At 59.5% G+C, this 25828-nt stretch carries 25 protein-coding genes; 14 read left to right on the top strand and 11 right to left on the bottom strand.

The annotated features are described in order from the left end of the window. Positions 1-7 precede the first annotated feature (7 nt). On the bottom strand, positions 8-1717 hold the full coding sequence (locus J2S31_RS14185; protein ID WP_237099816.1) for a GspE/PulE family protein: 1710 nt from the start codon (positions 1715-1717) through the stop codon (positions 8-10). Between the two features lie 321 nt (positions 1718-2038). On the opposite strand from J2S31_RS14185, the gene J2S31_RS14180 reads away from it, so the two are divergent. Next, positions 2039-2596, top strand: coding sequence for a TFIIB-type zinc ribbon-containing protein (locus tag J2S31_RS14180; RefSeq protein WP_237099815.1), 558 nt, complete (start codon positions 2039-2041; stop codon positions 2594-2596). Here J2S31_RS14180 and J2S31_RS14175 read toward each other — a convergent pair. Then, on the bottom strand, positions 2579-3961 hold the full coding sequence (locus J2S31_RS14175) for an MFS transporter (RefSeq protein ID WP_237099814.1): 1383 nt from the start codon (positions 3959-3961) through the stop codon (positions 2579-2581). The two genes, J2S31_RS14180 and J2S31_RS14175, sit on opposite strands and share 18 nt — an antisense overlap. A 352-nt stretch (positions 3962-4313) precedes the next feature. On the opposite strand from J2S31_RS14175, the gene J2S31_RS14705 reads away from it, so the two are divergent. From J2S31_RS14705 to J2S31_RS14160, 3 genes are read left to right on the top strand one after another with little or no spacing between them, the layout of a single operon-like run. Next, complete coding sequence (locus J2S31_RS14705) at positions 4314-6227, top strand: flagellar hook-length control protein FliK (protein WP_237099813.1); 1914 nt, start codon at positions 4314-4316, stop codon at positions 6225-6227. Between the two features lie 20 nt (positions 6228-6247). Then, positions 6248-6904 carry a flagellar hook assembly protein FlgD gene (locus J2S31_RS14165; protein ID WP_237099812.1) on the top strand — a complete coding sequence of 219 codons (657 nt, stop codon included), beginning with the start codon at positions 6248-6250 and terminating at the stop codon, positions 6902-6904. 24 nt (positions 6905-6928) lie between these two features. Then, positions 6929-8227, top strand: coding sequence for a flagellar hook protein FlgE (locus J2S31_RS14160; protein WP_237099811.1), 1299 nt, complete (start codon positions 6929-6931; stop codon positions 8225-8227). A gap of 410 nt (positions 8228-8637) precedes the next feature. Here the strand turns inward: J2S31_RS14160 and hpnH are convergent, their stop codons facing one another. Then, positions 8638-9645, bottom strand: coding sequence for an adenosyl-hopene transferase HpnH (gene hpnH / locus J2S31_RS14155; RefSeq protein ID WP_237099810.1), 1008 nt, complete (start codon positions 9643-9645; stop codon positions 8638-8640). A 351-nt stretch (positions 9646-9996) separates the two neighbouring features. On the opposite strand from hpnH, the gene J2S31_RS14150 reads away from it, so the two are divergent. Then, positions 9997-10134, top strand: coding sequence for a hypothetical protein (locus J2S31_RS14150; RefSeq protein WP_237099809.1), 138 nt, complete (start codon positions 9997-9999; stop codon positions 10132-10134). Positions 10135-10226: 92 nt separating this feature from the next. On the opposite strand, the gene trhP is transcribed toward J2S31_RS14150, so the two are convergent. The 5 genes from trhP to hisI all read right to left on the bottom strand — a co-directional run bounded on the left by trhP (position 10227) and on the right by hisI (position 15127). After that, positions 10227-11624 carry a prephenate-dependent tRNA uridine(34) hydroxylase TrhP gene (gene trhP / locus J2S31_RS14145; RefSeq protein WP_237099808.1) on the bottom strand — a complete coding sequence of 466 codons (1398 nt, stop codon included), beginning with the start codon at positions 11622-11624 and terminating at the stop codon, positions 10227-10229. A 57-nt stretch (positions 11625-11681) separates the two neighbouring features. After that, on the bottom strand, positions 11682-12365 hold the full coding sequence (locus J2S31_RS14140) for a thermonuclease family protein (RefSeq protein ID WP_237099807.1): 684 nt from the start codon (positions 12363-12365) through the stop codon (positions 11682-11684). Between the two features lie 222 nt (positions 12366-12587). Beyond that, positions 12588-13832, bottom strand: a complete 1245-nt coding sequence (locus J2S31_RS14135; protein ID WP_237099806.1) for a hypothetical protein — start codon at positions 13830-13832, stop codon at positions 12588-12590. Positions 13833-13844: 12 nt separating this feature from the next. Beyond that, complete coding sequence (gene hisG, locus J2S31_RS14130) at positions 13845-14723, bottom strand: ATP phosphoribosyltransferase (protein WP_237099805.1); 879 nt, start codon at positions 14721-14723, stop codon at positions 13845-13847. 32 nt (positions 14724-14755) lie between these two features. Next, the gene (gene hisI / locus J2S31_RS14125) at positions 14756-15127 is read right to left on the bottom strand and encodes a phosphoribosyl-AMP cyclohydrolase (protein ID WP_237099804.1); all 372 of its coding nucleotides are present in this window, start codon (positions 15125-15127) and stop codon (positions 14756-14758) included. 195 nt (positions 15128-15322) lie between these two features. Here hisI and J2S31_RS14120 point away from each other — a divergent pair, with 195 nt between their 5' ends. The 7 genes from J2S31_RS14120 (at position 15323) to J2S31_RS14090 (ending at position 20404) form a co-directional block, all read left to right on the top strand. Beyond that, a complete protein-coding gene (locus J2S31_RS14120) occupies positions 15323-15943 on the top strand; it encodes a hypothetical protein (RefSeq protein WP_237099803.1) in 621 nt (206 codons plus the stop codon). A gap of 30 nt (positions 15944-15973) precedes the next feature. After that, positions 15974-16540 (top strand): YqgE/AlgH family protein, encoded by a 567-nt coding sequence (locus tag J2S31_RS14115; RefSeq protein ID WP_237099802.1) that lies wholly within the window; start codon positions 15974-15976, stop codon positions 16538-16540. A 10-nt stretch (positions 16541-16550) separates the two neighbouring features. Next, positions 16551-17510, top strand: coding sequence for an RluA family pseudouridine synthase (locus tag J2S31_RS14110; protein WP_237099801.1), 960 nt, complete (start codon positions 16551-16553; stop codon positions 17508-17510). A 3-nt stretch (positions 17511-17513) separates the two neighbouring features. Beyond that, entirely contained in the window at positions 17514-18569 is a 1056-nt protein-coding gene (locus tag J2S31_RS14105; RefSeq protein WP_237099800.1) for a tRNA dihydrouridine synthase, read from the top strand. 71 nt (positions 18570-18640) lie between these two features. Next, entirely contained in the window at positions 18641-19087 is a 447-nt protein-coding gene (locus J2S31_RS14100) for a cyclic nucleotide-binding domain-containing protein (RefSeq protein ID WP_237099799.1), read from the top strand. A 40-nt stretch (positions 19088-19127) separates the two neighbouring features. Further along, a complete protein-coding gene (locus tag J2S31_RS14095) occupies positions 19128-19973 on the top strand; it encodes a TrmH family RNA methyltransferase (RefSeq protein ID WP_237099798.1) in 846 nt (281 codons plus the stop codon). Continuing rightward, positions 19970-20404, top strand: coding sequence for a DUF2231 domain-containing protein (locus J2S31_RS14090; protein ID WP_237099797.1), 435 nt, complete (start codon positions 19970-19972; stop codon positions 20402-20404). The genes J2S31_RS14095 and J2S31_RS14090 overlap by 4 nt, the downstream gene beginning before the upstream one ends. Here the strand turns inward: J2S31_RS14090 and J2S31_RS14085 are convergent. Next, positions 20386-20724, bottom strand: coding sequence for a hypothetical protein (locus tag J2S31_RS14085; RefSeq protein WP_237099796.1), 339 nt, complete (start codon positions 20722-20724; stop codon positions 20386-20388). The genes J2S31_RS14090 and J2S31_RS14085 overlap by 19 nt on opposite strands. A 541-nt stretch (positions 20725-21265) precedes the next feature. Then, the gene (locus J2S31_RS14080; RefSeq protein WP_237099795.1) at positions 21266-21541 is read right to left on the bottom strand and encodes a Sec-independent protein translocase subunit TatA/TatB; all 276 of its coding nucleotides are present in this window, start codon (positions 21539-21541) and stop codon (positions 21266-21268) included. Between the two features lie 216 nt (positions 21542-21757). Between J2S31_RS14080 and J2S31_RS14075 the strand changes: the two genes are divergently transcribed. Next, a complete protein-coding gene (locus J2S31_RS14075) occupies positions 21758-22690 on the top strand; it encodes a bifunctional riboflavin kinase/FAD synthetase (RefSeq protein WP_237099794.1) in 933 nt (310 codons plus the stop codon). Then, a complete protein-coding gene (locus J2S31_RS14070) occupies positions 22687-23712 on the top strand; it encodes a lysylphosphatidylglycerol synthase transmembrane domain-containing protein (RefSeq protein WP_237099793.1) in 1026 nt (341 codons plus the stop codon). Before J2S31_RS14075 ends, J2S31_RS14070 begins: the two co-directional genes overlap by 4 nt. A 128-nt stretch (positions 23713-23840) precedes the next feature. On the opposite strand, the gene J2S31_RS14065 is transcribed toward J2S31_RS14070, so the two are convergent. Then, positions 23841-25703, bottom strand: a complete 1863-nt coding sequence (locus J2S31_RS14065; RefSeq protein WP_237099792.1) for an ExeA family protein — start codon at positions 25701-25703, stop codon at positions 23841-23843. Positions 25704-25828 lie beyond the last annotated feature (125 nt).

Genomic DNA, 25828 nt, shown 5'->3' with positions numbered 1-25828 from the left:
CTTCCTGTTAAAACGTGGAGTCTTCCGTAAACGTCATCCGGTCGAGTTCTTCCACCGTGGTGAATCCTTCCAGCACTTTGGACAGGCCGTCGAGCCGCAACGTGCGGAGCCCCTGTGTCGATATGGCGCGGTCGCGGATGTCCATGGGAGCGCTTCGGTCCAAAATCATTTTGCGGATGATGTCATCGACCAGCAGCACCTCGTAGATGCCGACGCGTCCCCTGTAGCCGCTGTTCTTGCAACTCTTGCATCCTTCTCCGTGGTAAAGGGAACGGCCGCTCACCTCCAGCTCGTGCATTTCGAAAATTTTCATTTCCTCCGGCGTGATGGGCCGTTCCACTTTGCATTCGGAACAAATGCGCCGCACCAGCCGCTGGGCGAGGATGCCCATGATCGACGACACCATGAGAAACGGTTCGATGCCGAATTCCGTCAGGCGGGATATGGTGCTCGCCGTGTCGTTGGTATGCAGGGTGCTCAGCACCAACTGACCCGTCAGCGCCGCCTGGATGGCGATCTGCGCCGTTTCCGCGTCGCGGATTTCGCCCACCATCACGATGTCCGGGTCCTGCCGCATCAACGAGCGCAGACCCGTGGCGAAGGTGATGTTGGCCTTCGGGTTGACCTGCGTCTGGCGGATGCCGTCCAGCCGGTACTCCACCGGATCTTCGATGGTCTTGATGTTCCGGTCGGGGGTGTTGAGCTGGCTGAGCGATGCGTAGAGCGTGGTGGTTTTGCCGCTTCCTGTGGGCCCGGTGACCAGGATGACGCCGTAGGGATTCCGCAACAACTTCTGAAATTTTTCGAGACCTCCACCGATCAACCCCAGGTCGTCGAGCGTGAGCGTCAGCTTGGACCGGTCCAGGATGCGGATGACCAGGTTTTCGCCGTAAATGGTGGGGCAGGAAGACACGCGGAATTCGATGTTCTTGCCTTCGAGCCTGCGCGAAAACCCGCCGTCCTGCGGTGCGCGCGTCTCGGCGATGTCCATGTTGGCCATGACCTTGAGACGCGAGATGAAAGCGGACTCGATGGATTTGGGAATGCGCTTGGCTTCAAACAACACGCCGTCGATGCGGTAACGGATGAGCAGGATTTTTTCGTACGGCTCAATGTGGATGTCGCTGGCACCGTCTTCCAAAGCCTGAACCAGAATCAGGTCGACCAGCTTCTTCACCGGAGCGTCGGTGGTTGTCCCCCCTTCCGGTTGCTTGGCTTCCTCCTTTTTCTTTTTCTTGTCCTCCACGCCGAGGTGCTTGACCACATCCTGAATGGAAGACGCCACCCCGTAGTATTCCTCGATGGCGCGGTGCACTTCGGTCTCGGTGGCCAGCCACGTCACCACGTCCATCTTCGTTTTCACCGCGATTTCGTCGATGGCAAACAGGTCGAACGGATTGGTGATGGCCAGGTTCAGGGTTTTGCCTTCCACCTTGAACGGAATGAGCATGGACTTGCGTGCAAACTTTTCCTCGACCAGTTCAATCGCTTCGTTGGAAATTTTGATGTTCTCCAGATCCACCTGCGGGATGTCCATCTGCTCGGACAGGCTGTACACCAGATCCTTGTCCGTGATGTATTTCATCTGCAAGAGCACCTTGCCCAATTGCATGCCGGTTTTTTTCTGGATTTCCAGCGCTTCCAGCAATTGGGATTCGTCGATGACCCCCGCGCGAATCAATATATCTCCCAAGCGCAGCTTGGATTTGATTGCCATAAAGCCGTGTCCGAATATTCAGTATGATTTGGTGAAAACCCCTATAGTTTACCCATAAAGCGTTGAATTTTAAAGAATAAAATGCGATTTCCCGGGTTTCCGATATCCGCAAACCAAACTTTTGGAGGAGCCATTCTCCGACCTTTTTCTGGCCCGGCTGGATGGTTTGGCCTGCCTATTTATTGGAACGCCGTTCCATCCAAATTCCAACCCTTTTCTATTAAGGGGGAAAAGGCGAGGCCCGGCCGCCTGGCTTCTCTCCCTCCCGGTTTTCAGAACCGCCGGTTTCTGATAGGTTGAGGAAAAAAGGCATCGATATCCATGACCGCTGAAACCACAATCCCATTGGAGTGTCCCTCCTGCCAGAATACGCTCACTCCCCACGTTGCGGCGGGGGTGACGGTCCACGCCTGCCGGGACGGATGCGGCGGTTACTGGATCGAGCGCAAAAGCCTGAAGCGGATTCCGGAGCGGCTTCCGGGTGCGGGAGCGGAGTTGTTGTCCGTGCCGCGCGCCGACGGTGTCCATGAGTTCCGCAATATCCATCACGTCTGTCCGCACTGCCGGAACACCATCCTGTTCCGCCACTGGTTCAGCCGCAAGCTGGAGTTGGAGGTCGATCAATGTGCGAAGTGTGCCGGCTTCTGGGTGGAGGTGGGGAGGCTGGCGGACATCCTGACTGCCAACCTGGACGAGGAGGAAAGAAAAAGACGCGCCGAGACTTACTTTGAAACCGTCATCCGCGACAAGGTGGGAGGCATGAACCTGGTCAACCACGACGTGCTGGACACGGCGCGCCACATCGTGCAGATCTTCCGGTTCCTGTGCCCGAAGGAATACTTTCCGGATGCGGTGGAGCTGTCAAAGATCCTTCGCTGACGGACCCCGCGGGGCGGCGTCCGGCCCCTTCCCGCTGTCATCCGGCTCCAAAGGCCCGGCGTCTGGCGAAGCCGCCACACCCACTTCCTCTCTCCTCCGCCCATCGTCGCCCGAGGAATCGGAATCGAGCGCCTCCTGCATGGTTTCCGCCGCCGCCACCGCAGACAAGGGAGAGGGGCGCGACGGCATCGGCACGGTCGGCACGTTTTCCTCCACCTCCGGTTGCGGCGACACCACTTCCAGCCGGAAGGCGTAACTGCCCAGCACCGCAAATATCATGGTCTGCATGGTGAAAAATCCCGCACTGCCCAGCACGTCCAGCATGATGCCGCCGGCAATCGGACCCAGAATGGCTCCCAGTCCGAATACCAGCATCAACCCACTGCTGGCCTGCACCATCTCCTCCGGCGGCACGTGGTCGTTGGTGTAAGCGGAGAGGATGGAATACAACGGCAAAGACAGTCCGCCGAAGATCATGGCCAGAAACAGCAGGGTGTTCATTCCACTTTCTTCAAAAATAAGCAGAGCGAGCGATACAAACGCGGCGGAAAACGCCACCACGGCGATGACCCTCTGCCGGGTCATGCGGTCGGACAGCCAGCCCAGCGGCCACTGAAACAGCATGCCGCCCAGAATGACCACCGCCATGAACAGGGCGATGTTGGAAACGGACAGCCCCAGCTTGGAAGCATACACCGCGCCCACGCCCCAGAACGCGCCGGAAGACATGCCCACCGCCAGCGACCCCACCAGCCCCAGCCGCGCCAGGCTGAACAGGCTGGCCAGCTTTGGTTTCGGCGGACTGGTGATCTGCGGCGCCACCGTCGCCGTGGACAGGAGGATCGGCACCGATGCCATGGAGATGACCACCGACACCACAATGAACAGCATGAAGCCGTGCGGATCGTCCACGGTTAACAACAACTGCCCGAGGCCGCTTCCCAGAAACTGGATCACCATATACAGCGACAGGATTTTGCCGCGCACCTCGTTGCGTGTGAAATGGTTCACCCAGCTTTCCACGGTGATGAAGATGCCGACGAAACAGAACCCCGTCACCAGCCGGAACACCAGCCACGCGATCGGATCGACAAACACCATGTGCAGGAGGATGGTGCCGGAAGCGATGGCCGCCATCGCCGCGAACACGCGAATGTGCCCCACTTCATGCGTGATGCGGATGACCCACAACGATCCTACCAGGTAACCGATGTAATACCCGGACATGATGAGACCGGTGAGGAAGGGCGAAAACCCTTCAAATGAGGCGCGCAGGCTGAGCAGGGTTCCCTGCAGACCGCTCCCCAGCATGATGAGGAACAATCCGAACAACAGCGTGCGTAGTGAGGTCAGGGTGGACAGCATGGTTCGGGGGCGCTTCCTTCTTCTATTTCAGGCTTTTGTATGAACGCTTCCATTTTCATATGAAAGGAACGGACTATTGATTACAAGCACAAACGGTTCCCTCATCCAAAAATTTTGACGACGGATTTCTCGCACTGGAATCCCGGCCGCCCCGCGCGGATTGGATTCCGGTTCCGGACCGCCCGGCCCGGTGCCTTGCGGGAAAAATTTTCCCGCCGGGGCAGGTTTTGCCCGCCCGCCCGCGGTCCCCGGCTTAACCCCACCCAGCCCGCAAAACCAGTCCTGTCAAGGATTTTCGGGCGTCACTCGATTTTGGCACACCCTTTGCTTTTCAAGGGGGAACCCAAAAGCTGTGCCCCAGGCCAGTGAAGAGGAAACCAACGTGACCATGCAAAGCAAAAACATCGTGACGCAACTGATCGGTTCGGCAACCCAGCCCAAGACGACGTCCGGGCCTCAGCCCGGAAGCAAGGAAGCGGGCGCGCCGGGCTTCGACAAGTTCATGCAGAACGAGACGCGCCCCGTGCGCCGTGACGATGTCTCCTCTTCCGATTCCGATGGCCGCTACCGTGACCAGCGGTTGGACGGCGCCCGCACTGATTCGAGCACCGGCCCACGGAATGTCACCAGCGATTCCAAACCGCAAACCATTCCATATTCCGGCAAGGAAACACACCAGACAGAAACACGGTCTTTCACCCACGCAAACCAGAATGCATCGGGTACCAAATACAAGGAACACACCACCGGCATCCAGAACGGCAAACCGCAAATGCCCCCGGTACACACGCAAAACCCCGGTCCCCTCCCGCAGGAAGCCTCGCTCCAGGCGCTCCTCGCCCTGTTGCAGAGCGGCGAAGGGTTGCCCGCAGGTGTGAATGGCGCGCAGGCGGACGTGCTTCTGGCTTCGATGGAAAATACGCAGGAGCCTGGCACCGATGCGCTCATGCAACTGCTCAATCAGCTCAAAACCGATCCGGAGTTTCAACTGATGAATCTCGTCTCCGCACAGAGCGGCGGCGTGTCGAAAGACCAGTTGATCGAACAACTCCGGCAGATGGACCTCGATCCGGAAGTGCTTGATCGCCTGATCGCCGCATTGAACGGCGATATGGATGAAAACGGTCAGGCCGGCGCATTCCTGATGGCGCTGAACGGTTTGCTCCAGGCCCTGCAGAACGTTCAGGTTGAGAATCCGGAAGAGGACGTGGCCGTTCAGGCTTCCCAGAACAACGGCGCCAACGCTTCGGTCCTCGAAAAGAAAGTAATCGATGCGTTGATGAAGGCCGGGCTTTCCGAAACCGAAGCGCGAAAGATTGTCGACCAGGCGCGGGGCATGAACGGTGCCGACAGCAAGGTGGACGGACGCGTCGTGCTGGCCAAGCTGGCTGAAAGCATTTCCAAAACCAAAGGTGCCGGTCAGCCCACGCCGGAGACGCAAACCGAACCCGCCGTGCCTGCCCGCGAGCCGAAACTGAACCTCGACACCCGCTCCACCGAGGCGAAGATGAAAACGCCGGCGGAGGTGATGGGAGAAAAACCGGGTTCGAAGACCGTCTCCAACCTGACGCATGAAGGCAAGGCGCAAACGAACACCCACACGCAACCGCTGACTCCGCACGCCGCCGCACCGAAACCTGCCGTTGCGACGGGACAGGTCGTCACGGCGCAGGCCGCCACCGCTTCGGCCATCCACGGTGTGTCCACGGGTGGGGAAGCCACGCAGACCGTAAACCCGACTGCGCCGGTGGGAGCCACCACCACGGCACCCGTTTCCGACAAGGCGGGAGAGGGATTCCGGCCGATGATGGCGGAAACTTACAGCGCGCGCGGCGGTGTCGAAAAACCGGTGACGGCGCAGATCATCGAGAAGGTCGCGTTCCGCAATTTGGGCAATCATCGCGAAGTGCACATCAAGCTCGACCCGCCGTCCCTGGGAACCGTGCGGCTGAACGTGTCGTCCAAAGGCGAAACGGTGCGCGCCACCCTGGTGGCGGAGAACCACGCGGTCAAGCAGGCCATCGAAGGCAGTCTCACGCAATTGCGTGACACCATGCACAGCCAGGGTGTGAAGGTCGATTCCTTCACCGTGCTCGTCGGCGGCAACAACCAGGGTCAGTCGCCGCATCAACGTCAGGAAAACGTGCATGCGTTCCGGCCGTTCGACCCGGCATTGGGACCCGATGCCTCCGCGCCGGTGGAAGAGATGGCGTTCACCCGGCCGGTATTTTTCAACGAATCGCAAACCATCAGTTTATTCGCATAATTTTTTAGGAGGCATCGGCCATGTTGGAAGGTGTTTTACCGTACGCGGAATCGAACAAATCCACTGCACCCGCCAGTGCCAAAAACACACTGGGCAAGGACGACTTCATGAAACTCATGATCGCCCAGCTCAGCAACCAGAACCCGCTGAACCCGATGGATGGCCAGGAGTTCAGCGCGCAGTTGGCCCAGTTCAGTGCGCTGGAACAAATGACCAACGTCAACACCAACATCATGAAGCTGATCCAGTCGCAACAGGCCGCCACCAATTCCAGCATGATCAACATGATCGGCAAACAGGTGGATGTGCAGGGCAACACCGTGGCGCACGCGAACGGGGAGACGCACAACCTGAGTTATTCGCTCGCAAATGAGGCGGACACGGTGAGGGTTGAGGTGTACGACGCCATCGGCACCCTGGTGCGCAGTGTTACGGGCACCGGCGGCAAGGGCAATAACACCGCCGTCTGGGATGGCAAGGACGCCTCCGGCAACTCGGTGCCGGAAGGCAACTACACCTTCCAGGTGAAAGCGATCGGCCCCGCGGGCAACAGCGTGGACGCCGCCACCTTCACCAAGGGAACCGTGTCGGAAGTCCTATTTGAAAACGGCAACACCTACGCCATCGTGAACGGCGCCAAGATTTCGGCTGAAAATATTTCCAGAGTTTCGCTCTAATACAATCCGATAAGGAGAGATGTCATGTCACTCATAGGCTCCCTGTTCTCCGGTGTGTCCGGTCTGCGGTCCAACTCGCAGGCGATGAACGTCATCGGCGACAACATTTCCAACACCAATACGGTCGGCTTCAAAAGCAGTAAGAGTGTGTTCGGCGATCTGTTCAGCACCATCCTGAACAACGGGTCGGTGACGTCCCAGATCGGGCAGGGCACGCAGTTCGTCGGGTCGTTGCAGGATTTTTCGCAGGGCGCGATGGAGAACAGCACCAACGCGCTGGACATGGCGATCGACGGTCAGGGCTTCTTCATCGTCAACAACGGCCAGGGCAACTTCTACACCCGGGCCGGACAGTTCCGCATCAATGACGACGGCGTGGTGCAGGACATCGGCGGCAACCTTCTTCAGGGATTCCGCATCACCGGCGGTACGGTGGGCACGACGCTTGAGGACGTGGACCTTGCCGGAGTGCAGTCCGCGCCGAACGCCACCACTTCGTTCACGCTGGGAGCGAATCTGGATGCTTCCGCCGCGGATGGCACCACCTTCACCTCCCCGGTCACCCTCATCAATTCGGTCGGTGATCAGGTGATCATGAGCGTCACTTTCACCAAGGAAAATACCCTGAGCGGTAATTTCGGCGGCACCGTAACCACGCAGTGGGACTATTCCATCAGCCTCGCGGGGGGTGGCACGGTGAGCGCCGCTACCGCCACGGGCTCCCTGGGTTTTGATGCCAACGGCAACCTGGACGAACTGCTGGACAGTGGTGGAGCCTTGGTCGCCACGGGGAACGTGACCGACCTGACCATCGCGCTGGACTTCACAACGGCCACGCCTCCCGCCGCCGCGCAGAACGTGGTTTGGGATCTGGCTGACACCACGGGCATCGCCACCAACGGCAAGATGACCGCTTTTGCCGCCGCGTCCAACACCAACTCGGTGATCCAGGACGGGTTCCCAACCGGCGTGTTGACCGGGTTGAGCGTGAACAACGACGGCACCATCAACGGCCTGTTCAGCAACGGCCAGTCGGAATCGTTGTTCCAGGTGGCACTGGCGGATTTCCTGGCGCCGACGGGCCTGACGCGCGTCGGGCAGAACCTGTTCGCGGAGTCGGGCCTTTCCGGCCAGCCGGTGATCGCCGCTCCCAATACCGGGGCCTTCGGTTCCGTGCTTGGCAGTACGCTGGAGTTGTCCAACGTCGATCTGGCGCAGGAGTTCGTCACCATGATCAAAACTCAGCAGGCATTCCAGGCGAGTGCCCGCATCATCACCACGACCGACGACCTCCTTACGGAAACCGTGAACCTCACGCGGTAATCGCAGTCATCGTCGGAACCTCTTACCCGGGCCCCCTTTGCGGGGTCCGGGTTTTTTTATGGCGGGAGTTGCCGTGGATTACGGACTCATTTATTAAGGAAAGGGGCCACGCGGGCATCAGCCGGTTGCCCATCCGTGTTATGGGCGGGCGTGGCCCGCGGCAAACTGGGGAAACTTTCGAAACGCGCCCACCCGCCATCGCCGCGACTACCGGGCAGTAGCCGGTTGCCCATCCGTGTTATGGGCGGGCGTGGCCCGCGGCAAATAGACTCACTACCAAGAGGGAGAACAATAAAAAAACCCTCCCCTGATTCAGGGGAGGGTTAAATAAACGGAATGGGTTTTAAATTGGGCTGGAGGGCCATCGTTCGCCCACAAGGCAGTACCCATCTGCCTGCCCGTTCAACGGGCTATTGGAAGACGGCTTTGGCCGAGTACACCATGTTGCGCAGGCCGCGCGTCGAGTCCTCCACCGCCGTGGCCTCGTACCCGCAGTGCGCCGTGCAGTCGCGGCACTTGTCGTGGTTGCGGTGACCGTAGCTGTCCCAGTCGGTGGTCTTCATCAACTCGCGGAAGCTCTTGGCGTAGCCCTCGTCGAGCAGGTAACACGGTCTCTGCCAGCCGAGGACGGAGTAACACGGGTTGCCCCACGGCGTGCAGTCGTAATCGCGCTTGCCCTGCAGGAAGTCGAGGTAGAACGGCGAATGGTTGAAGTTCCATCTGCCGCCCTTGTTGCGATTCAACAGGTCGCCGAAAAATTCCATCGTCTTCGCGCGGCCGGGAAAATGTTCCTGGTCCGGTGCATCCGGATACTGGAAGGCGGAAGACACCGTCATGCCGTCGACGCCCAGCGGTTTGATGTGATCGAGGAACTGCTCGGCGTACTCAACGGAAACGCCGTCGAAGAACGTGGTGTTGGTGGTGACGCGGAAACCTTTCTTCTTGGCGGCGCGGATGGCATCGATCGCCTTGTCGTACACGCCTTCTTCCATGCAGATGTGGTCGTGGTGTTCCTTCATGCCGTCCAGGTGAATCGACAGCGTGAGCAACGGCGATTTCGGCAGTTGGTCGAGATACTTTTCGAGCAGGATGGCGTTGGTGCACAGGTACACGTAGCGGCCCTGCTTGATCAGGCCTTCAATGATCTCCACGATATGCGGATGGATCAGCGGTTCGCCGCCGGCGATGGAGACGATCGGCGCGCCACATTCCTTCGCGGCTCGCAGGCACTGGTCCACGCTCAGATATTGTTTGAGAATATCGTTGGGTTTCTGGATTTTTCCACAGCCCGTGCACTCAAGGTTGCAACGGTAAAGAGGTTCGAGCATCAACACCAGCGGGTACTTTTTTTTGCCGAGGAGTTTCTGCTTGAACAGGTAAAACCCAACTTTCATTGCCTGTCGAATTGGAATTGCCATATATAAAGGTCCACTCTTTTAAATGCGATTGAGGATCACGCAGGATGGGCCGTCCGGTCGAAAATCGCGGGGAGGACCGGAATCCGGCTTGCGCTCGGCCTGTAACTTGTTAAAATTCAAATAACAATTGAGGCGATCCACATTATATAAGCAAGCCGCTCCCGGTTTCAAAAATAATTTGGCCGAAGGCCTCATTCTAATCCAGGCAACCCGCTCCGGGACCCCCGCCCTCTCCGGGCGGCGGACCGCATACCGCCGGGCCCGCTTCTTCTGAATGTCGAGGACCCCGTTTTGAGAAAACTTGCGCTCCTGCTCAGCATTGCCGTAGCCATCCTAATCATTGATGGGACAATGACTTACGACTTCTTCGACCTGGAGAACAAGAGCTTCGACTTCTGGCTTGCGGCGGGGCTGTCCGTCGTCATCTTCATCGTCCTGTGGTTCGCCGAAACTTCCCAACGCTCCGACAAACCGGACAATCAGCAGTGACTGCCACAAAGGATATCCGCCGGGCTCCGTGATGTCGCCTGCGGGCTCCATCCCTTACAGGAAACCGACTTCGATCTGTGCGTGTAGAGGAATTATTGCGTGTGCAGGGAGAGGGAGTCCGCCGTCTGCTGGGTGACGACGCGGCTGAGTAGCGCGTAGGGTTCGACCGGCTGGTCGGTGGCGATCCACACTTTGCCCGCACCGCCATGCGCGACGTTCACCGATTCGCCTTTCGCGTTCTCGATGGCGGCGATGTGGAAATAACTCTGCCGCGCGGGGGAGATGTACTCGATGCGATCGCCTACCTCAATGCGGTTTTTCACTTCCACTTCCATCCAGCCGGGACGCGCATCTTTTACCTGTCCGGCGAACACCTGCGGCAGGTCCGTCTCTTGAGCGGAGTCGAAACGCTCGGTCTGGTGATCCGACCGCGGCACGAGGAACGCGGAAGTGAAGCCGCGGTTGGCGGTCTTGTTGATCTCGTCGATGAGTTTGGGGTCGAATGCCTGCCCGCGCGCCAAGTCGTCGATGGCGCGGCGGTAACTGCGCACCACCATCGACAGGTAATAAATGGTTTTGGTGCGGCCTTCGATCTTGAACGAACACACGCCCGCGTCGCGGATCGGTTTCAGATACTCAATGGCGCGCAGGTCCTTCGAGTTCATGATGTAGGTGCCGTGCTCGTCTTCGTCAATGGGCATCAGTTCGCCCGGCCGCTCGCGCTCTTCCAGGAAATATTCACCGTTCAGGATTTCCGGCTGGTGCGTGCTCTGCACCGGCGCCGACTCGTGCGGTTGCTGATGCACGTTGTACTCCCAGCGGCAACTGTTGGTGCAGGTGCCCTGGTTGGCGTCGCGGTGGTTGAAATAATTGGACAGCAGGCATCGGCCCGAATAGGCAATACAAATTGCGCCGTGGACAAACGACTCCAGCTCCATTCCCGGCACCTTGGCGTGGATCTCCGCGATCTCCGGCAGGGACAATTCGCGCGACAGGATGATGCGGCTCACCCCCTCGTCGTACCAGAACTGCACCGACTCGTAATTGATGGTGTTGGTCTGCACCGACAGGTGCACCGGCACGTGCGGGAACTCGCGGCGGGCGAAGCGGATCATCCCCGGGTCGGCCATGATGAAGGCGTCGGGTTTCGCATCCGCATAAAACGCGAGCGACTGTTTGAACGAATCGATCTTGCGGTTGGGCGGCAGGATGTTGGCGGTGATGTAAATCTTCCGCCCCATCCGGTGCGTGCGCTCGATGGCCTCTTTCAGCGTTGCGTCCTTGAACGGATTCTCGCGCGCGCGCAGCGAGAACCGCGGAATGCCCGCGTACACCGCATCGGCGCCGTAGGCCAAAGCGTAATCGAGCTTCTCCGGACTGCCCGCCGGGGCCAATAACTCCGGCACCCCACGGGTGCTGGCATCGGCCGCTCCGGCCGGGGAAACGGAATCGCTCCCGCCCCTGTTCTGTTTTGCGTCGGTGTGGTTCATGATGATCGATTATATATAAAGGAGCGTTCCGGCGAAAGCTCTTCCTTTATGTCTATATCAGGAAGGGCACCGCGCGGCGGGCCGGTAGCCCATTTCCTCGGCCTGTTTGCGGGTCTGGAAGATGACGGGCTTGTTGATCCCTGCGGCGCGGGTGTAGCCGCGGCAGGCGGGCCACTGGTAGATGCGGCTTTTGACGTCGCCCACAATGCCGTAATGCAGGACGCGGTCGTAATCCATCTCCGCCCTTTCCCACGGCGCTTCGGGGATGATCTTCTCGCGGCGGTGTTCCCACGGCGGGACGGGTTCGACCTGCATCCACAATCCCAGGCTGTGGGCGAAGGCGTATTGCTCCAGCCTGGCCAGACGCGCGTCGGGGTTCGGCGTGGCGCGGTAATGCCAGCCGTAGCCCTGGGCGACGACCTCGTCGTTCACCACCCGTCCGCCCGCCAGCACGGCGCGGCCCACTTGCTGACCGTACTTGTCCACGAACGAGACATCGACGCGGATGGCGCGATGCAGGATCAATTCTTCCAGATAATCGCGTGATTGCTTGCCGAACGGCTGGCCCCGCTCCGGCGCGTCCACTTCTTCCAATCGCACCTTGTATAGTTTGTTCTCGGCCTCAAGCGCAAAGGTGTCGCCGGAGAGGATCTCCACGGCGTGACCGACCAGGACTTTTTCCGGTGAGCCCAGCGCCGCCGTCAGCAACGCCACACCCGCCACGAGTTTGAGATAATGCATACTTTATTATATCGGATGCCATGCGGCTTGAGTTTATCTCTGTTCACAACCCAGGCCGCGGAATGCGTTTATACAAAAGCAACTATGGAATGGAGAGCGATCCCTCATCATTCAAAGGGAATGAGGAATGTCGTTTGCCTGTTTGGCGCGGGCTGTGCCTGAGAGAAGCGATGGGGGTAGGGGGAGTTTAAAAAAGGGACGGCGTCCGGCAGGCCGATGGGATCAAAACTTGTCCTTGATGGAGCCCCACAGTTTTTGCGAGCCTTCCTTGACCCAGTTCCATGCCTTGGCGGCGGAGTCTTCCACGAAGTCGATGTAGCTCTGCGCTTCTTCACTGCGCTTGGGACCGTGCGGCGTTTCCGGCGGCTGAGTGGGTTCGGGTTGCTGGGGGACTTGCGGTTGCGGCGGCGCTTCGGCGGTCTCGACGGAGGGCGTCGGTTCCGGTTCCTGCGGGGCGGCCTCTTCCACGACCGGAGTTTCTTCGGCTGAAGATTCGGCGCTTTCTTCCTGCGGCAACTCTTCTTCCGTTTCCGTCATTTCCGCCCCACCGGGCACCACCTGAGCGGTGGCCTCAGCGGCCCCGGTTTCGGTTTCTTCCGGGGTCGTTCCTTCCGCGGTTTCTTCAGCGGCAGTTTCACCCGATTCTTCCACCGGTGTCTCTTCGGTCGCTACAGGTTCTTCCGCAGGAGCCTCTTCCGTTTCCTCGGCGGGCATTTCTTCTGCAAGCGTTGCTTCCGGTTCCGTCACCACCTCGCCGGAGACGGGTCCCAACTCGCCTTCGGCGCCCGGCACTTCCTCCGTGGATTGCAGTTGGATGGTGCCGATGCGCACGCCTTCTTTCAGTTGATCGACTTCCTTCTGCAGGGCTTCGAGTGCGGCGCGCTGGGCTTCGTTGTTTTCATCAATCCGTGATTGGGTTTCCTCGATGCGGGCCTGCGTTTCCTCAAACCGCGCGATTAGTTGTTCCAACTGCGCCGCGTTTTTTTTGGGCAGTTGATTCACCAGCTCGCGCAGTTGCTGGATGTCGCGGCCGAGATCGTCGGACTGCCGGTTGAGCGAAACCAGAACGCCCTGATGGCCGCGGAGCATTTCGAATCCCTTCCAGCCGAAATACCCGCCCGCGCCGAGAATCAAGAGAAGCACGAACCAGATCTTGCCCGTGCCCTTGGTTTTGACTTTTTTGGCAGGTGTGTCGTCGCTGGCCTTGGTTTCATCGCCGAAAGGGGCGTCTTTGGGTTCCGCCTCAGCGGATTCTTCGGAGGGGGCTTGGCCGGAGGCCGAGGTGGTGTCCTCGCCTTCCGGTTTTTCGCCGTCGGTGGAGGTGGGTTCGCCGGTGGTTTCTTCCGCGTTTCTATCTGCGGCATCCACGGGCGGAGAGTCCGCCTCGCCCTCAGGCACTTCCGGCGGTTGGGACCGGGACTCCGTGGATTCGGAGTCCGCTTCCTGTCGTTCTTCGTCCCTGGCCAATGGTTTTCCGGTTCAGTGGATGATCTTGTTGAGCGGGAACTCGACGATGTCTTCCGCTCCCGCTTTTTTGAGATCCGGCACGATCTCGCGCACCAGCTTTTCTTCCAGAATGACCATCAAATCGGCCCAGGCGTCGTCGGTCAGGCTGGAGATGGTCGGCTTGGTGTTGGGAGGCAGGATTTTCATGACAGCCTCCATCGACTTGCGCGGCACGTTCATCATGATGCCGACCTTGCGGTTGGCGGCCATGGCGCCTTTCAGCATGAGCACGATGCGCTCCACCTTGGTGCGCTTCCATTCATCCTTGAAGGAGTCCTTGTTCATGATGAACTTGGTGTTCGACTCCATGATGGTGTCGATGATGCGCAGGTTGTTGGCGCGGAGCGAACTGCCGGTCTCGGTGATTTCAACGATGGCGTCGGCGAGTTTCGGCGGTTTGACTTCCGTCGCGCCCCAGGAGAACTCGACCGAGGCGGTGACGCCGTGCTGTTTCAGGTAATCGACGGTCATGTTGACCGCTTCGGTGGCGATGCGCTTGCCCTGCAGGTCCTTGACGTTGTTGATGGGCGAGTCGTTGGGCACGGCAATGACCCAGCGCACCGGGCGGTCCGAGGTTTTCGAATAAACGAGGTCGGCGATTTCCTCGACCTCGACGCGGTTTTCCTGCACCCAGTCCTTGCCGGTCAGGCCCGCGTCCAGCACGCCATCGGCGACGTAGCGGGCGATTTCCTGCGCGCGGATCAGCAGACATTCGATCTCGTCGTCATCGATGGTGGGGTAATAGGAACGACTGCTGAATTTGATCTTCCACCCGGCTTTTTCAAAGAGGGCGGCGGTGGCGTCCTGCAGACTGCCCTTGGGAATTCCCAGTTTCAATACGTTTCCACTCATTCACTTACCTGCGGTTGAAAAGGTTGCGGTTCTTACTTTTTGTACACTTTTTCGGGGTCGAAGATTTTTTCCTCGACGGTGGTCAGCTCGCCGTTGAGCTTGCGGAAGAAACAGCTCTGGTAGCCCTTGTGGCAGGCGGCCTCGCCGACCTGTTCCACTTTCAGCAGAACCGTGTCGTCGTCGCAGTCGATGAACACTTCCTTCACCTTCTGCACGTTGCCGCTTTCCTCGCCCTTCATCCATTGTTTGTCGCGGGAGCGGCTGTAGAACCAAGCGTTGCCCGTTTCCAGCGTTTTCTCCCAGGCGATCTGGTTCATGTAGGCGAGCATCAGCACTTTGCCGGATTTGGCATCCTGAATGATGGCGGGCACAAGGCCGCCCATCTTGTCGAAATCAAGCTTCATTGAGGGACTCCCGGTAAAACAGCGAATTGTAAATAATATTGATTTTCTGTCAACATTATAATAGCCTGTCGATGAACTAAACCGACAATTTTAAAGGCTTTGTGGATTCGGGGACGTTTCCGTCCAATGTATAGGCATTGGGGTCTTAAATCAAGGTTTATAGTTTGAAATCCTGAATTTTCCGGTCGAGGGAACATGCCTTCACTAAGTGGATACCGAATTTACGACACGGCGGAACCGTGCAACTACACCGGTCAGAAACTGATCGACACCATGCACAAGGTGGTGAGCGACAAGCTGAGCGAGGACGGCCGCGAACTCAACCTGTTCGGCTGTTGCGTTGGCGTCAACGGCATCAAGGTGATCGCCGAGGACCCGCGCATCGCCAAGGTCAAGCGCCTCAACCTGGGCGGCAACAAGATCGGCGACGCGGGTGCGCATTTTGTGGCCGAATGCGAGGCGTTCTCCAAGGTCAACTGGGTCGAGTTCGGCGGCAACGAACTGGGTGCCAACGGCATCCGCGCCATCATCAAATCCAAGGTGTTTCAAAAGTTGAGGACGCTCAACCTGTACCGCAACTACCTGCGCGATGAAGGCGCGAAAGTCCTGGCGGAGGAAAACGAACTGGAACGGCTGGAAGAGCTGGACCTGGCGCAAAACGAGATCGGCGACGTGGGCCTGATCGCGCTGGCCAACTCCACCAGACTGCCGAACCTGGTGTCCATCGCCATGGACAACAACTTCACCACCATCGAAGGACGCGAGGCCGCGCGCAACGGACCGTTGTTCCGCAAGTGCCAGTCCGTAAATCTGTAACCGAACGCGTATTCCAGCTCAGGGGAGTTCATGTCTGAAGACGCTTACGGCAAAGGCACCTTCCTGATTGCCAACCCGGTATTGGGCGATCCCAACTTTTCCCGCACCGTGGTGTTGCTGTGCGATCACAATGATGAAGGCTCGTTCGGCCTCGTGGTCAACCGAAAGGCGGGACTGATGGCTTCGGAGTTGTTCCAGAAGGCGGAGTTTTTAACCGGCTACGACAACGAGGTGTTTGTCGGCGGCCCGGTGGCGCAGTCGCAGGTGTTCTACCTGGTGCGCTCGGAACGGCCGCTGGAGGGGCTCGAGCCCATCTGCGACAACATCCATCTGGGCATGAGCTGGGAACCGTTGGAGAAAGTGTACCGTCAACTCGAAAACCCGGCGGAGAACCTGCGCTTCTACATCGGTTATTCCGGCTGGGGGAGCGGTCAGCTGGCCGGGGAGATGGAGCACCGTAGCTGGCTGACCTGCGACGCGAAGAACGACCATATCTTCGGCGACCCTGAAAGCAATATCTGGGGCCGGGTGGTGAAATCGCTCGGCAAGGAATACGAATACCTGTTGAGAGCGCCGGTGGACCCGCGCATGAACTGAGGGACCGCCCATGCCCGCCACGCCTCCCCCCGCCTCCGAAACGCGGCACGCCAAAAACCGCCTGCACACACCGCCGCCGCAGGAACAGATCTACGCCTGCCACCTGCCGGGCCGCTACATCGGCTACACCATCGAAGCGTATTTCTGCGACCGCTTTCCGTACTTCGGGCGGGAGGAATGGGAGCGGCGCATCGTGAAAGGCCGCATCACGGTCAACGGCCTGCCTGTGGTCCTGGGCACGCGACTCAAGGAACACGACTACATCATCACCAACATGGGTGTGCGCACGGAGCCGCCCGCCGACCGCAAGCTGGAGGTGGTTTATGAGGATGAACACATCCGCGCGCTCAACAAGGGCGCGCCGCTTCCCGTGCACCCCAGCGGACGCTATTTCCAGAACAGCATGACGGAGTTGTTGCGCGAGCGTTATCCGGGTGAAGTGCCGCGTCCGGTGCAGAGGCTGGACGCCACCACCACGGGGCTTGTGGTGTTTGCCAAAACGCGCGAGGCGGCGTATAACCTGTCTCAGGAGTTCACCCGCAACCGCGTGCACAAGGAGTACCTGGCGCTGGTGGCGGGCAAGCCGAAATCGCCGCGCTTCGTCGTGGACCTGCCGGTGGGCAAGGTGGTGGGTTCGGCGCGCGGCGTGGGACCCGGCATCCTCGATCCCAAACCCGCGGTCACGGTGTTCGAATGCCTGGCGGTGAAGGAGGGCGCGTCGCTCATCCGCGCGGTGCCGCACACCGGCCGCACCAACCAGATCCGCGTGCACCTGGCGAGCGTGGGGTTGCCTATTCTGAATGACGAGGTATACGGCAAAAGAATCGAGGGGTCATACGAGTTTGGTCTGCACGCGTACCGCCTGGCGTTCAATGGACCCGATCGCGCGATGGAACTCACCGCGCCATGGCCGGATCATTTCCAGCCGTTCATCGAACACAGCGTGCTAACGAAGAAAACGTGTAAATAGAAAATGAACGCACCAATACAAAAACCGACAGCGATGGCCGATACGGAGACCGCGTATCCGCTGATCAAGCGCATGCGCAATCCCTACTGGATGGCGCCGATGTCCGGCATCACCGACCTCTGCTACCGTCACCTGATGGATGAGATGGGCGCGGGGGTGTTGATCTCGGAGTTGGTGTCGGCCAAGGGACTGGTGTACAGCTCGGAACGTACGGCGAAGATGATCCGCGTCCACGAAAACCCCGGTACGCTGGTCGGCATTCAACTGTTCGGCGAGGACGCTGACGATTACGTCCGCGTTGCGCCGCAGGTGAAAGAACAGGGCGCGGACTTCATCGACATCAACCTCGGTTGCCCGGTGAAGAAGGTGGTGAAGAAAGGGTGCGGGTCGGCGCTCATGCGCGATCCGGAAAAACTGTTTGTCTTTCTCAAACACATCCGCACCAATATCGATCTGCCGCTCACGGTGAAGATGCGCACCGGGTGGAGTCACGACGAACTCACCATCCACGAATGCGTCGATGCGGCCCAGCAGGCGGGGTGCCAGTGGGTGGCGATCCACGGGCGTACGCGCCAGCAGGGATACAGCGGGCAGGCCGACTGGGGATTGATCGCCGAGGTCAAACGCAAAACCGGCATCCCCATCATCGGCAACGGCGACATCCGCAGTGCCGGCCGCGCCCGTGAGTTGCTCGAGGAAAGCGGCGTCGATGCGGTGATGATCGGCAGGGGCGCCCTGCGCGATCCGTGGATATTCAGGGAATGCACGGGCGATCTGGGAGAGACGCTGTCGCCGACGCCGGTCGAGTTGCTGCAACGTTTTCACGAAATGCTGGAGCCGGTGTACGACATGCGCCGCACGCTGTTGTACCTGCGCAAGCTGGCGGTGTGGATGGCATATGGCTATCCCGGTGCGGCGGCGTTTCGCGGTATGATGTTTCAACTGCCCACGGTGCGGGAGGTGCTGAAAGAGGGGGAGGCTTTTTTCCGAAAGGTGGCGCACCTGCCCAAACCGAAGTTCGACGAGGCGGAGGCCTTCATGATGGGCGGCCACGGCTGATAAATGTGAGGCCTGTCGGGTTTCCATTTATTGAGCCCGTACTCCAACTTAAAGGGGAGGGGGGGAGGATCATGGATCAGGCAACGCTACAGCACTGGGTGGAGGCGAACAACTTCTTCCAGTTCATGGACTCGGAAGAACGGGCGCACCTGTATTCGTTCAAGGACCACTGGAAATTCGTGAAGCCCGGTGAGTGCGTGGTGCGCGTCGGTGATACCGATTACGGATTCTTTGTCATCATCAAGGGCACGTTCAGCGTCATCAAACCGGAAGACATTTTCCTCGCGCATCTGAATCCCGGCGATCTGTTCGGTGAAGTCAGTATGAAGGCACGCAGGAAACGTTACAGCAATGTGGTGGCGGACGAGGACGGCATTGTGTTGAAGATCGATGACATTCTTTTGAAAAAAATCAGCCCGGCCCTGCATCTGAAAATCAAAAACCAGGTGATCGAGGTATTGATCCGCCGCCTCGACGACATGAACCAGCGGCTGGTCAAACTCACCCGCATGCGCTGACCGGCAGGCGGCTTCCATTTCAATTTTAGAGGTTCCACCCGTGACCGCCCGCAACCCGTCCACTCCGCGCGATAAAAATTCACACCGCAAACCGCCGCCGAAAAAGAAGCACACTCCCATCAAGGAACGCGAATGGACGCTGTGCGGCTGGAACGCCTGCGCGCGTGCGTTCGAGGAACGGCCGGAGGACCTGCTTCGCCTGTACTACCACAAGGATCGCTCGAAAGCCCTGTACCGCGTCAAGCAGTGGTGCGCCAAACACAAGCTGCCCTATCGCGAACTGGACGACGATTCGCTGAACCGTGCCGCAGGCGGCGTGCATCACGAAGGGGTGGTCATGGTCACGCGTCCACTGCATGTTGCCTCGCTGTACAAACTGCTGGAGCAGGCGGTGCACGCCGACTGGATCGGTGTCGCCTTCGACGGCGTGGCCAACACGCACAACGTCGGCGCGGTCCTGCGTTCCTGCGGCTATTTCGGCGTGCGCGGGGTTCTGCTGGACAAGGCGCAACGAGCGGTGGCGGTGGCTCCTTCCACGGCGCGCACGGCGGAAGGTGCGCTGGAGGTGGTGCCGGTGTACGACTGCGCCGATCTCGCCTCGGGCCTGCGTGACCTTAAAGAAAAAGGCGTGTTCGTGCTGGGCACCGACCCGGAAGCGAAGGAATCGCTCTACGATGCGGACATCCCGTTTCCCTGCGTGCTGGTGCTGGGTGGTGAACGTGAGGGGTTGTCGAAACGGGTGCGCGGACGTTGCGACCGGGTGGTGCGCATCCCCGGTGAGGACACCATTCAATCGCTCAACGTATCGGTGGCGGCGGGGGTGGTGCTGGGCGAGTTGTTCCGCCGCCTGCATGCGCGACCGAAGCCCTCTTCTCGATCGTCATGAACTTCGCGCTGGTGCATCCTTTGATCGTGCATTTCCCGGTGGCCCTGCTCACCAGCGGCAGTGTGCTGGAGTTGTACGGCCGCCTGCAGAAGGAACCGGTGGCGGAGCGGGCCGGACATTTCAACGTGCAGTTCGGGTTCTGGGCACTGCTCGCCGCGGCGACCGTGGGCCTGCTGGGACTGCTCGACCTCGAAGTGCAGGACAAATTCCGTTCGTTTCTGAGTTCGCACATCCTGTTCGCGTTCACCACGGCGGTCGTGTATGCGGTGGGCATGATCTGCTACCGCTTCCGTTCCAAATGGTGGGCGGACCGGCTGTATCTTCTCTTGCTGGTGGTGGGGTTGTTCACCACGCTGGCGACGGGGTATTACGGCGGCGAGCTGGTGCATCGCTTCGGTTTGCCTTCCGGCGGTCAGCCGCTGGCCGAATGAAACACCAGCATGTAACCGCTGTAGGCGGTGGCGCTCATCAACAGAACGTTGGCGATGTAAAAAAAGAAGGCGTTGCGCGACAGGGCGTTGGTGTAAGCGTAGATGGTGCAGATGATGGTGACGATGACGAAGGCGAAGGAATAGCCCTGGTGGCCTTCGACTTCCACCACCGGCCACTGGCCGAGGTCGACGGCGAACAGGCCGGAGAAGATGGCCATCACCCCCATCAGTAAGGCGACACTGAAGTTGAAGGCGGCGGCCTGAACCATCTGGTTGTCGTTGCGCCGTTTGGCGAACCACATCATCAGCAGTCCGGCCATAGCCAGTGCCACTGGAAAATGCGACAAAAAGGGATGGAGTGAAGGTGTGCTCAGCATAAATGGCGAACATGGTTCGCGGTAAAACGGCCCGGACTGCGTCCGGAAGCAGATGGCCAATGCCATGTGGGCGAACGATGGTCTCAGAGCGCGTTCCAAATACACTCTGTTGGCTCCGCGCCCTACGCGGCGGACTGCGTCCGGAAGCAGATGGCCAATGCCATGTGGGCGAACGATGGTCTCAGAGCGCGTTCCAAATACACTCTGTTGGCTCCGCGCCCTACGCGGCGGACTGCGTCCGGAAGCAGATGGCCAATGCCATGTGGGCGAACGATGGTCTCAGAGCGCGTTCCAAATACACTCTGTTGGCTCCGCGCCCTACGCGGCGGACGGCGTCCGGAGGCAGATGGCTAATGCCATGTGGGTGAATCAGGGTCTGTGGTGCGGACTGCGTTCGATGCGACTGGCTACTGCATAATGAGCGAACGATGGCCTGAGAGCGTGTTCCAAATATGCTCTGTGTCCCCGCATCCTGCGCGGCGGATCAGTTGTCGTTGGGCCGGATATCCGTATCCAGGTTGACGTCCACGTCCACCTTGGTGGCGGCGGAGACTTCCTGTTCCAACTCCTGCATGTTGGCCGTTTTCTTGACAGTCTCGGTTTCGTCCAGCACTTCCTGCTTGAGTTCGTTGAAAGTGCGCTGAAACTCGCCCCAGCCTTTGCCGATGGCCTTGGCGAGACGGGGCAGGTTGGCCGGTCCGATGACGAACATGCCAATGCCCATGAGAATCATGATCTCAAAAAAACCGATATCGAACATAAAGGTTTCCAAAAAAAAGGATTCTGGTATGATTCGATCTTATCAGACTCCGCGGGGGGCGGCAAGAAAAGACAATCGGGCTTGCCAGATGCCGCCGGGCCCGGAATTTGACACGCCTCCCGGACTTGGCTACCCTAAGGCGATCCCTCCCCAAACTGGGAACCGGTGGCTCCGAATCCAGCCCGAACGCAATCCAAATTGCCCGAAACGCCTTTCATGAAAATCACTCGTGGCACCAAGCACTTCAAAGGTCCGTTGCCGCACCCGGTAGTGGCACTGGGTAACTTTGACGGGGTGCATCTGGGCCACCAGCTCATTTTCCGCAGGGTGGCGGAAATCGCCAGGGAGAAACAGGGCACGGCGATGGTGTTCACCTTCGAGCCGCACCCGCTGAAAATCCTCGCGCCGGAAAAAGCCCCGCCGTTGTTGACCACCTTCCGCCAGAAAATGGAATTGATCGAGCAGTGCGGCATCGACGAAGTGGTGTGCGCCGATTTCACCCAGCAGTTCGCCGATCAGCGCCCGCGCGACTTCGCCAAGGACATCCTGGTGGACCTGCTCGGCTCCAAGGAAATCGTGGTCGGTTACGACTACGCTTTCGGACGCGGGCGCGAAGGCACGTTATCGTACCTGCAAAAGATGGGGGAGGAATTCGGTTTCGCCGTGCACGTGATCGAGGAAATCAGAATCAACGGTCAGCGCGTCAGCAGTTCGCACGTGCGGGAGTTGATCGAGGACGGGCAGGTGGAGGAGGCGAGGCAGTTCCTCGGCCGCTATTATTCCATCCACAGTCCGGTGGTGCATGGCTACAAGACCGGCCAGCGCATCGGTTTTCCCACCGCAAACCTCGACACCAGCAAGGTGCAGATTCCCGGCACCGGCGTGTATGCGGTGCGCGTCATCCACAATCAGAAAGAGTATCAGGGCGCGGCCAACATCGGGTTCAACCCGACGTTCCACCGCGACCGGTTGAGCCTCGAGGTGCACATCTTCGACTTCCACCAGGAAATTTACGGCATCGACCTCGAGGTGCAGTTCATCGCCCGCATCCGCGGCGAAAAGGAATTTGCAAACGCCGACGAACTGGTGGCGCAGATCGAAAAAGACATCGAAACCGTCAAATCCATTCTCGCCAGGCATACATTTTGAAACGATCCGGCCAACTGATCATAGGCATGTTGGTGGCCGTTGCCGCCGTGTACTACACGGTGCGCAACGTGTCGATGCAGGAGTTGCTCGCCTCCTTCACCGAGGTGCACTACGGCTACCTCGCCGTCTCGACGTTGATGATGATCCTCACTTACGTCGCGCGCGCCGTGCGCTGGCGGGTACTGCTTGCGCCGGTGAAGGAGGTGCGGACCATCGAGTTGGGTTCACCGTTGATGGTGGGATTCATGGCGGGCGTCCTGCCGGCGCGGGCGGGCGAACTCATCCGCGCTTTTTTGCTGGGCAAGAAGATGAACATGTCGTTCGCCAGCGCGCTGGCCACCATCGTCGTCGAGCGCCTGTTCGATATGGTGCTGTTGCTCATCCTGTTTGCGTGGTTGCTGGTGTTTCACGCCGACATGCTGGGGACGCACATCGCCTGGTCGGGCATCCCGGTGCAGACCATTGCTTTCCAGTTTGGGCTGGCGAGCATTGTGCTCGTGGCGGGGCTGGTGGTGTTCATTTACCTTTTGATCTACCACGAAGAGCGCGCCATGAAGCTGGTTCACTGGTTCATGAAACCGTTTCCGGAAACGGTGCAGTACAAGATCGTGCAGATGGCGGAAACCTTCAGCCAGGGCCTGCACGTGGTCAAGAGCCTGCGCTCGCTGATGTGGGTGTTCGTGGCGACGGCGGCGGTGTGGGCGCTGGTCATCCTGCAGTATTACCCTCTTTACTTCGCCTACGACCTGAATGAAAAAACTCTCGCTTCCGCCATCCTGCTCACGGTGATGATCTGCATCTTCATCACCATCCTGCCGACGCCCGCGTTTCTGGGATCGCTCAACGCAGGCGTGCTGATCGCGCTCCACGAAATCATGAACGAGCCGGAGGTGGCGGCGGTGAGCTTCGGCTTCGTCGCCTGGGGGCTCAACTTCCTCGTCATCATGGTGGGCGGCATCTACTTCATCCTGCACGACCACATCTCGGTCAAAAAACTCGTCGAAATCGAAGAAGAAATCTAACCCCGCCACGCGGGGAGGGAGCTGGCTATTGCCCGGTAGTCCCTGCGATGGTCCGTGGGCGCGGACTGCGTCCTGGGCAACTGGCTAAATACCTTGGGTGTGCCTTGAGCTTTACGGAAGGGGCGGGATCACTTGCCCGCCAGGCCGGGCGTGCGGTAAGTGGTGAGTTGGCTGTAAAGCAGGGCCTGCGTTTGGCGGTCGAGGCGGCCGGTCACCTCCAGCCGGTGAGCCTGCTGAAAACGCTCGACGGCTTTTTCGGTTAGCGGACCGTACTGCGCGTCGGGCTTATCGAAAAATCCCAGCGTTTTGAGTTGCGCCTGCAACCACAGCACCGTCTCGCCCTCGTCATTGCGGCCGAGCGACTCCGGCAGGTTCTCAAAATTCTTCCACACGATCTCCACCTTGCGGTCCCAGACGGGATCGATGAGCGCGAGCGGAATCTGCAACAATCCCTTTGCGCCAAACAGGCCGATGTTGCCGATGCGACCGAGGTAGGTCACGCGGTGCCGTCCGGTGGTCTCGCCCAAATCGAGGGTGATGAGCGCCGGGTAATTCAGCGTGGTCAGGCGTTCCAAGTTGGCGTTCAGGGAAAGCGTTTGCAGGCCGTTTTGAGTTTGAAGATTTTTCCAGCCCGCCTGCTTAAGCTCGGCGATGGTCTCCAGCGTGACGCCCCAGGTTTTGAGCATCCACCGTTGCGCGTAGGCTTCGCTTTCCCCGCCCGTCATGGTGGAGAAGTAGCCGTGCAGGTGTCCCGCATGCACCACCCGGTACGCGCCGGAAGGCGTCACCAGCGGCGGGCCGACGGGTGCCTGCAGGTTGGCGGAGGACGGTTGCATCGATTCCAGTTTGCCTGCGGGATGCGGATTCATCAGGTTGTGCTGGATCACGGGATCGAGGTCGATCCCCCAGGCCGGACGCCAGTCCAACTGATCGCGCACGGCATAAAACAATCCCGCCCCGGCAACGAGCGCCAGCAGGATCAACCCCAGCACCGCCTTCACGCATGTTTGCAGGAACGAGGGTTCGCGGTCCAGTCCGCCCAGGTCGTCGGCCGCCTGTCGTATGATTTTCCCTGAAATTTTTTTCGTTCGTTCGTTGTGGGCAAGGGTCAACGCGCGGTCCATCAGCGCGTTGATCATGCGCGGCACGCCTTTGGAGAAGCGGTGCACGTTGTCAAAGGCGCGGTCGTCGATCAGCACCTTGCCTTTTCCTCCTGCACGCTGGATGCGGTAGCGGATGTAACCGCGCGTCTCTTCGCGGTTGAACGGCGTCCACACGCGTTGCAGAGCGATGCGCTGGCGCACCGACTTCCATTCAGCTTTCGATAGAAAGCGGTCGAGCGCAGGCTGGCCCAGCAGAATGAACTGAATCAGTTTTTCCGTTTCCGTCTCCAGATTCGACAGCAGGCGGATCTCCTCCCACACCGCGGCCGGCAAATTCTGCGCCTCGTCGATGAGGATCGCCGTCCGCCGCCCGGCCTTGTGCTCCGAAAGCAGAAAGCGTGACAGCTCGCGCACCAGTTCTTTTTTGCTGGTGGAGTCGGCGGGCAGGCTGAATTGCTGGTTGAGGGATTGCAACAGTTCGATGCCGTCTTCCGCCGGGATATGGATGCAGGCGAAGCGGTAGGGTCCTTTCAGATTTTTCAGAAAACTTTTGCACAACGTGGTCTTGCCGGTGCCCGGCTCGCCGGTGAGTTTCAAAAAGCCCTTGCCTTCTTCCAAACCCATCAAGAGCGCCGCCAGCATGTCCTTGTGCCGGTGCGGCAGGTACAGGTAATCCGGGTTGGGGGTCAGGTCGAAGGGTTTCTCCGTGAAACCGAAATACTCCGGGTAGGTCTGGCGGCGGCGGGTGCGTGGAGTTGCCGGTGCGGCGGAGAGGCTGTCGTTCTCCGTATTGCTTTCCGCAGGCGCGTCCTGCACTCCGGTGTTCAGTTTGCCCGCGGACAGTGCGTCCAGCAGTTGGTATGAATCCAATTCGTGCGGTTGACCCATGTCTGCGGTTCCGAAAAGGCTCGGTGTGGGTGGCGGCGTCAGACTGTGGGAAGCCTCCCCATCGGCCAATTAAGTCAAACTAAATCAATAAAATACGGTCGGATCGCCGCGCAAAAAATATAATG

Source organism: Nitrospina gracilis Nb-211 (genome assembly GCF_021845525.1).
GTDB classification, from domain to species: Bacteria; Nitrospinota; Nitrospinia; order Nitrospinales; family Nitrospinaceae; genus Nitrospina; species Nitrospina gracilis_A.
Note: the sequence above shows the minus strand (reverse complement) of the source record. Positions and strands in the feature narration are given on the sequence as shown.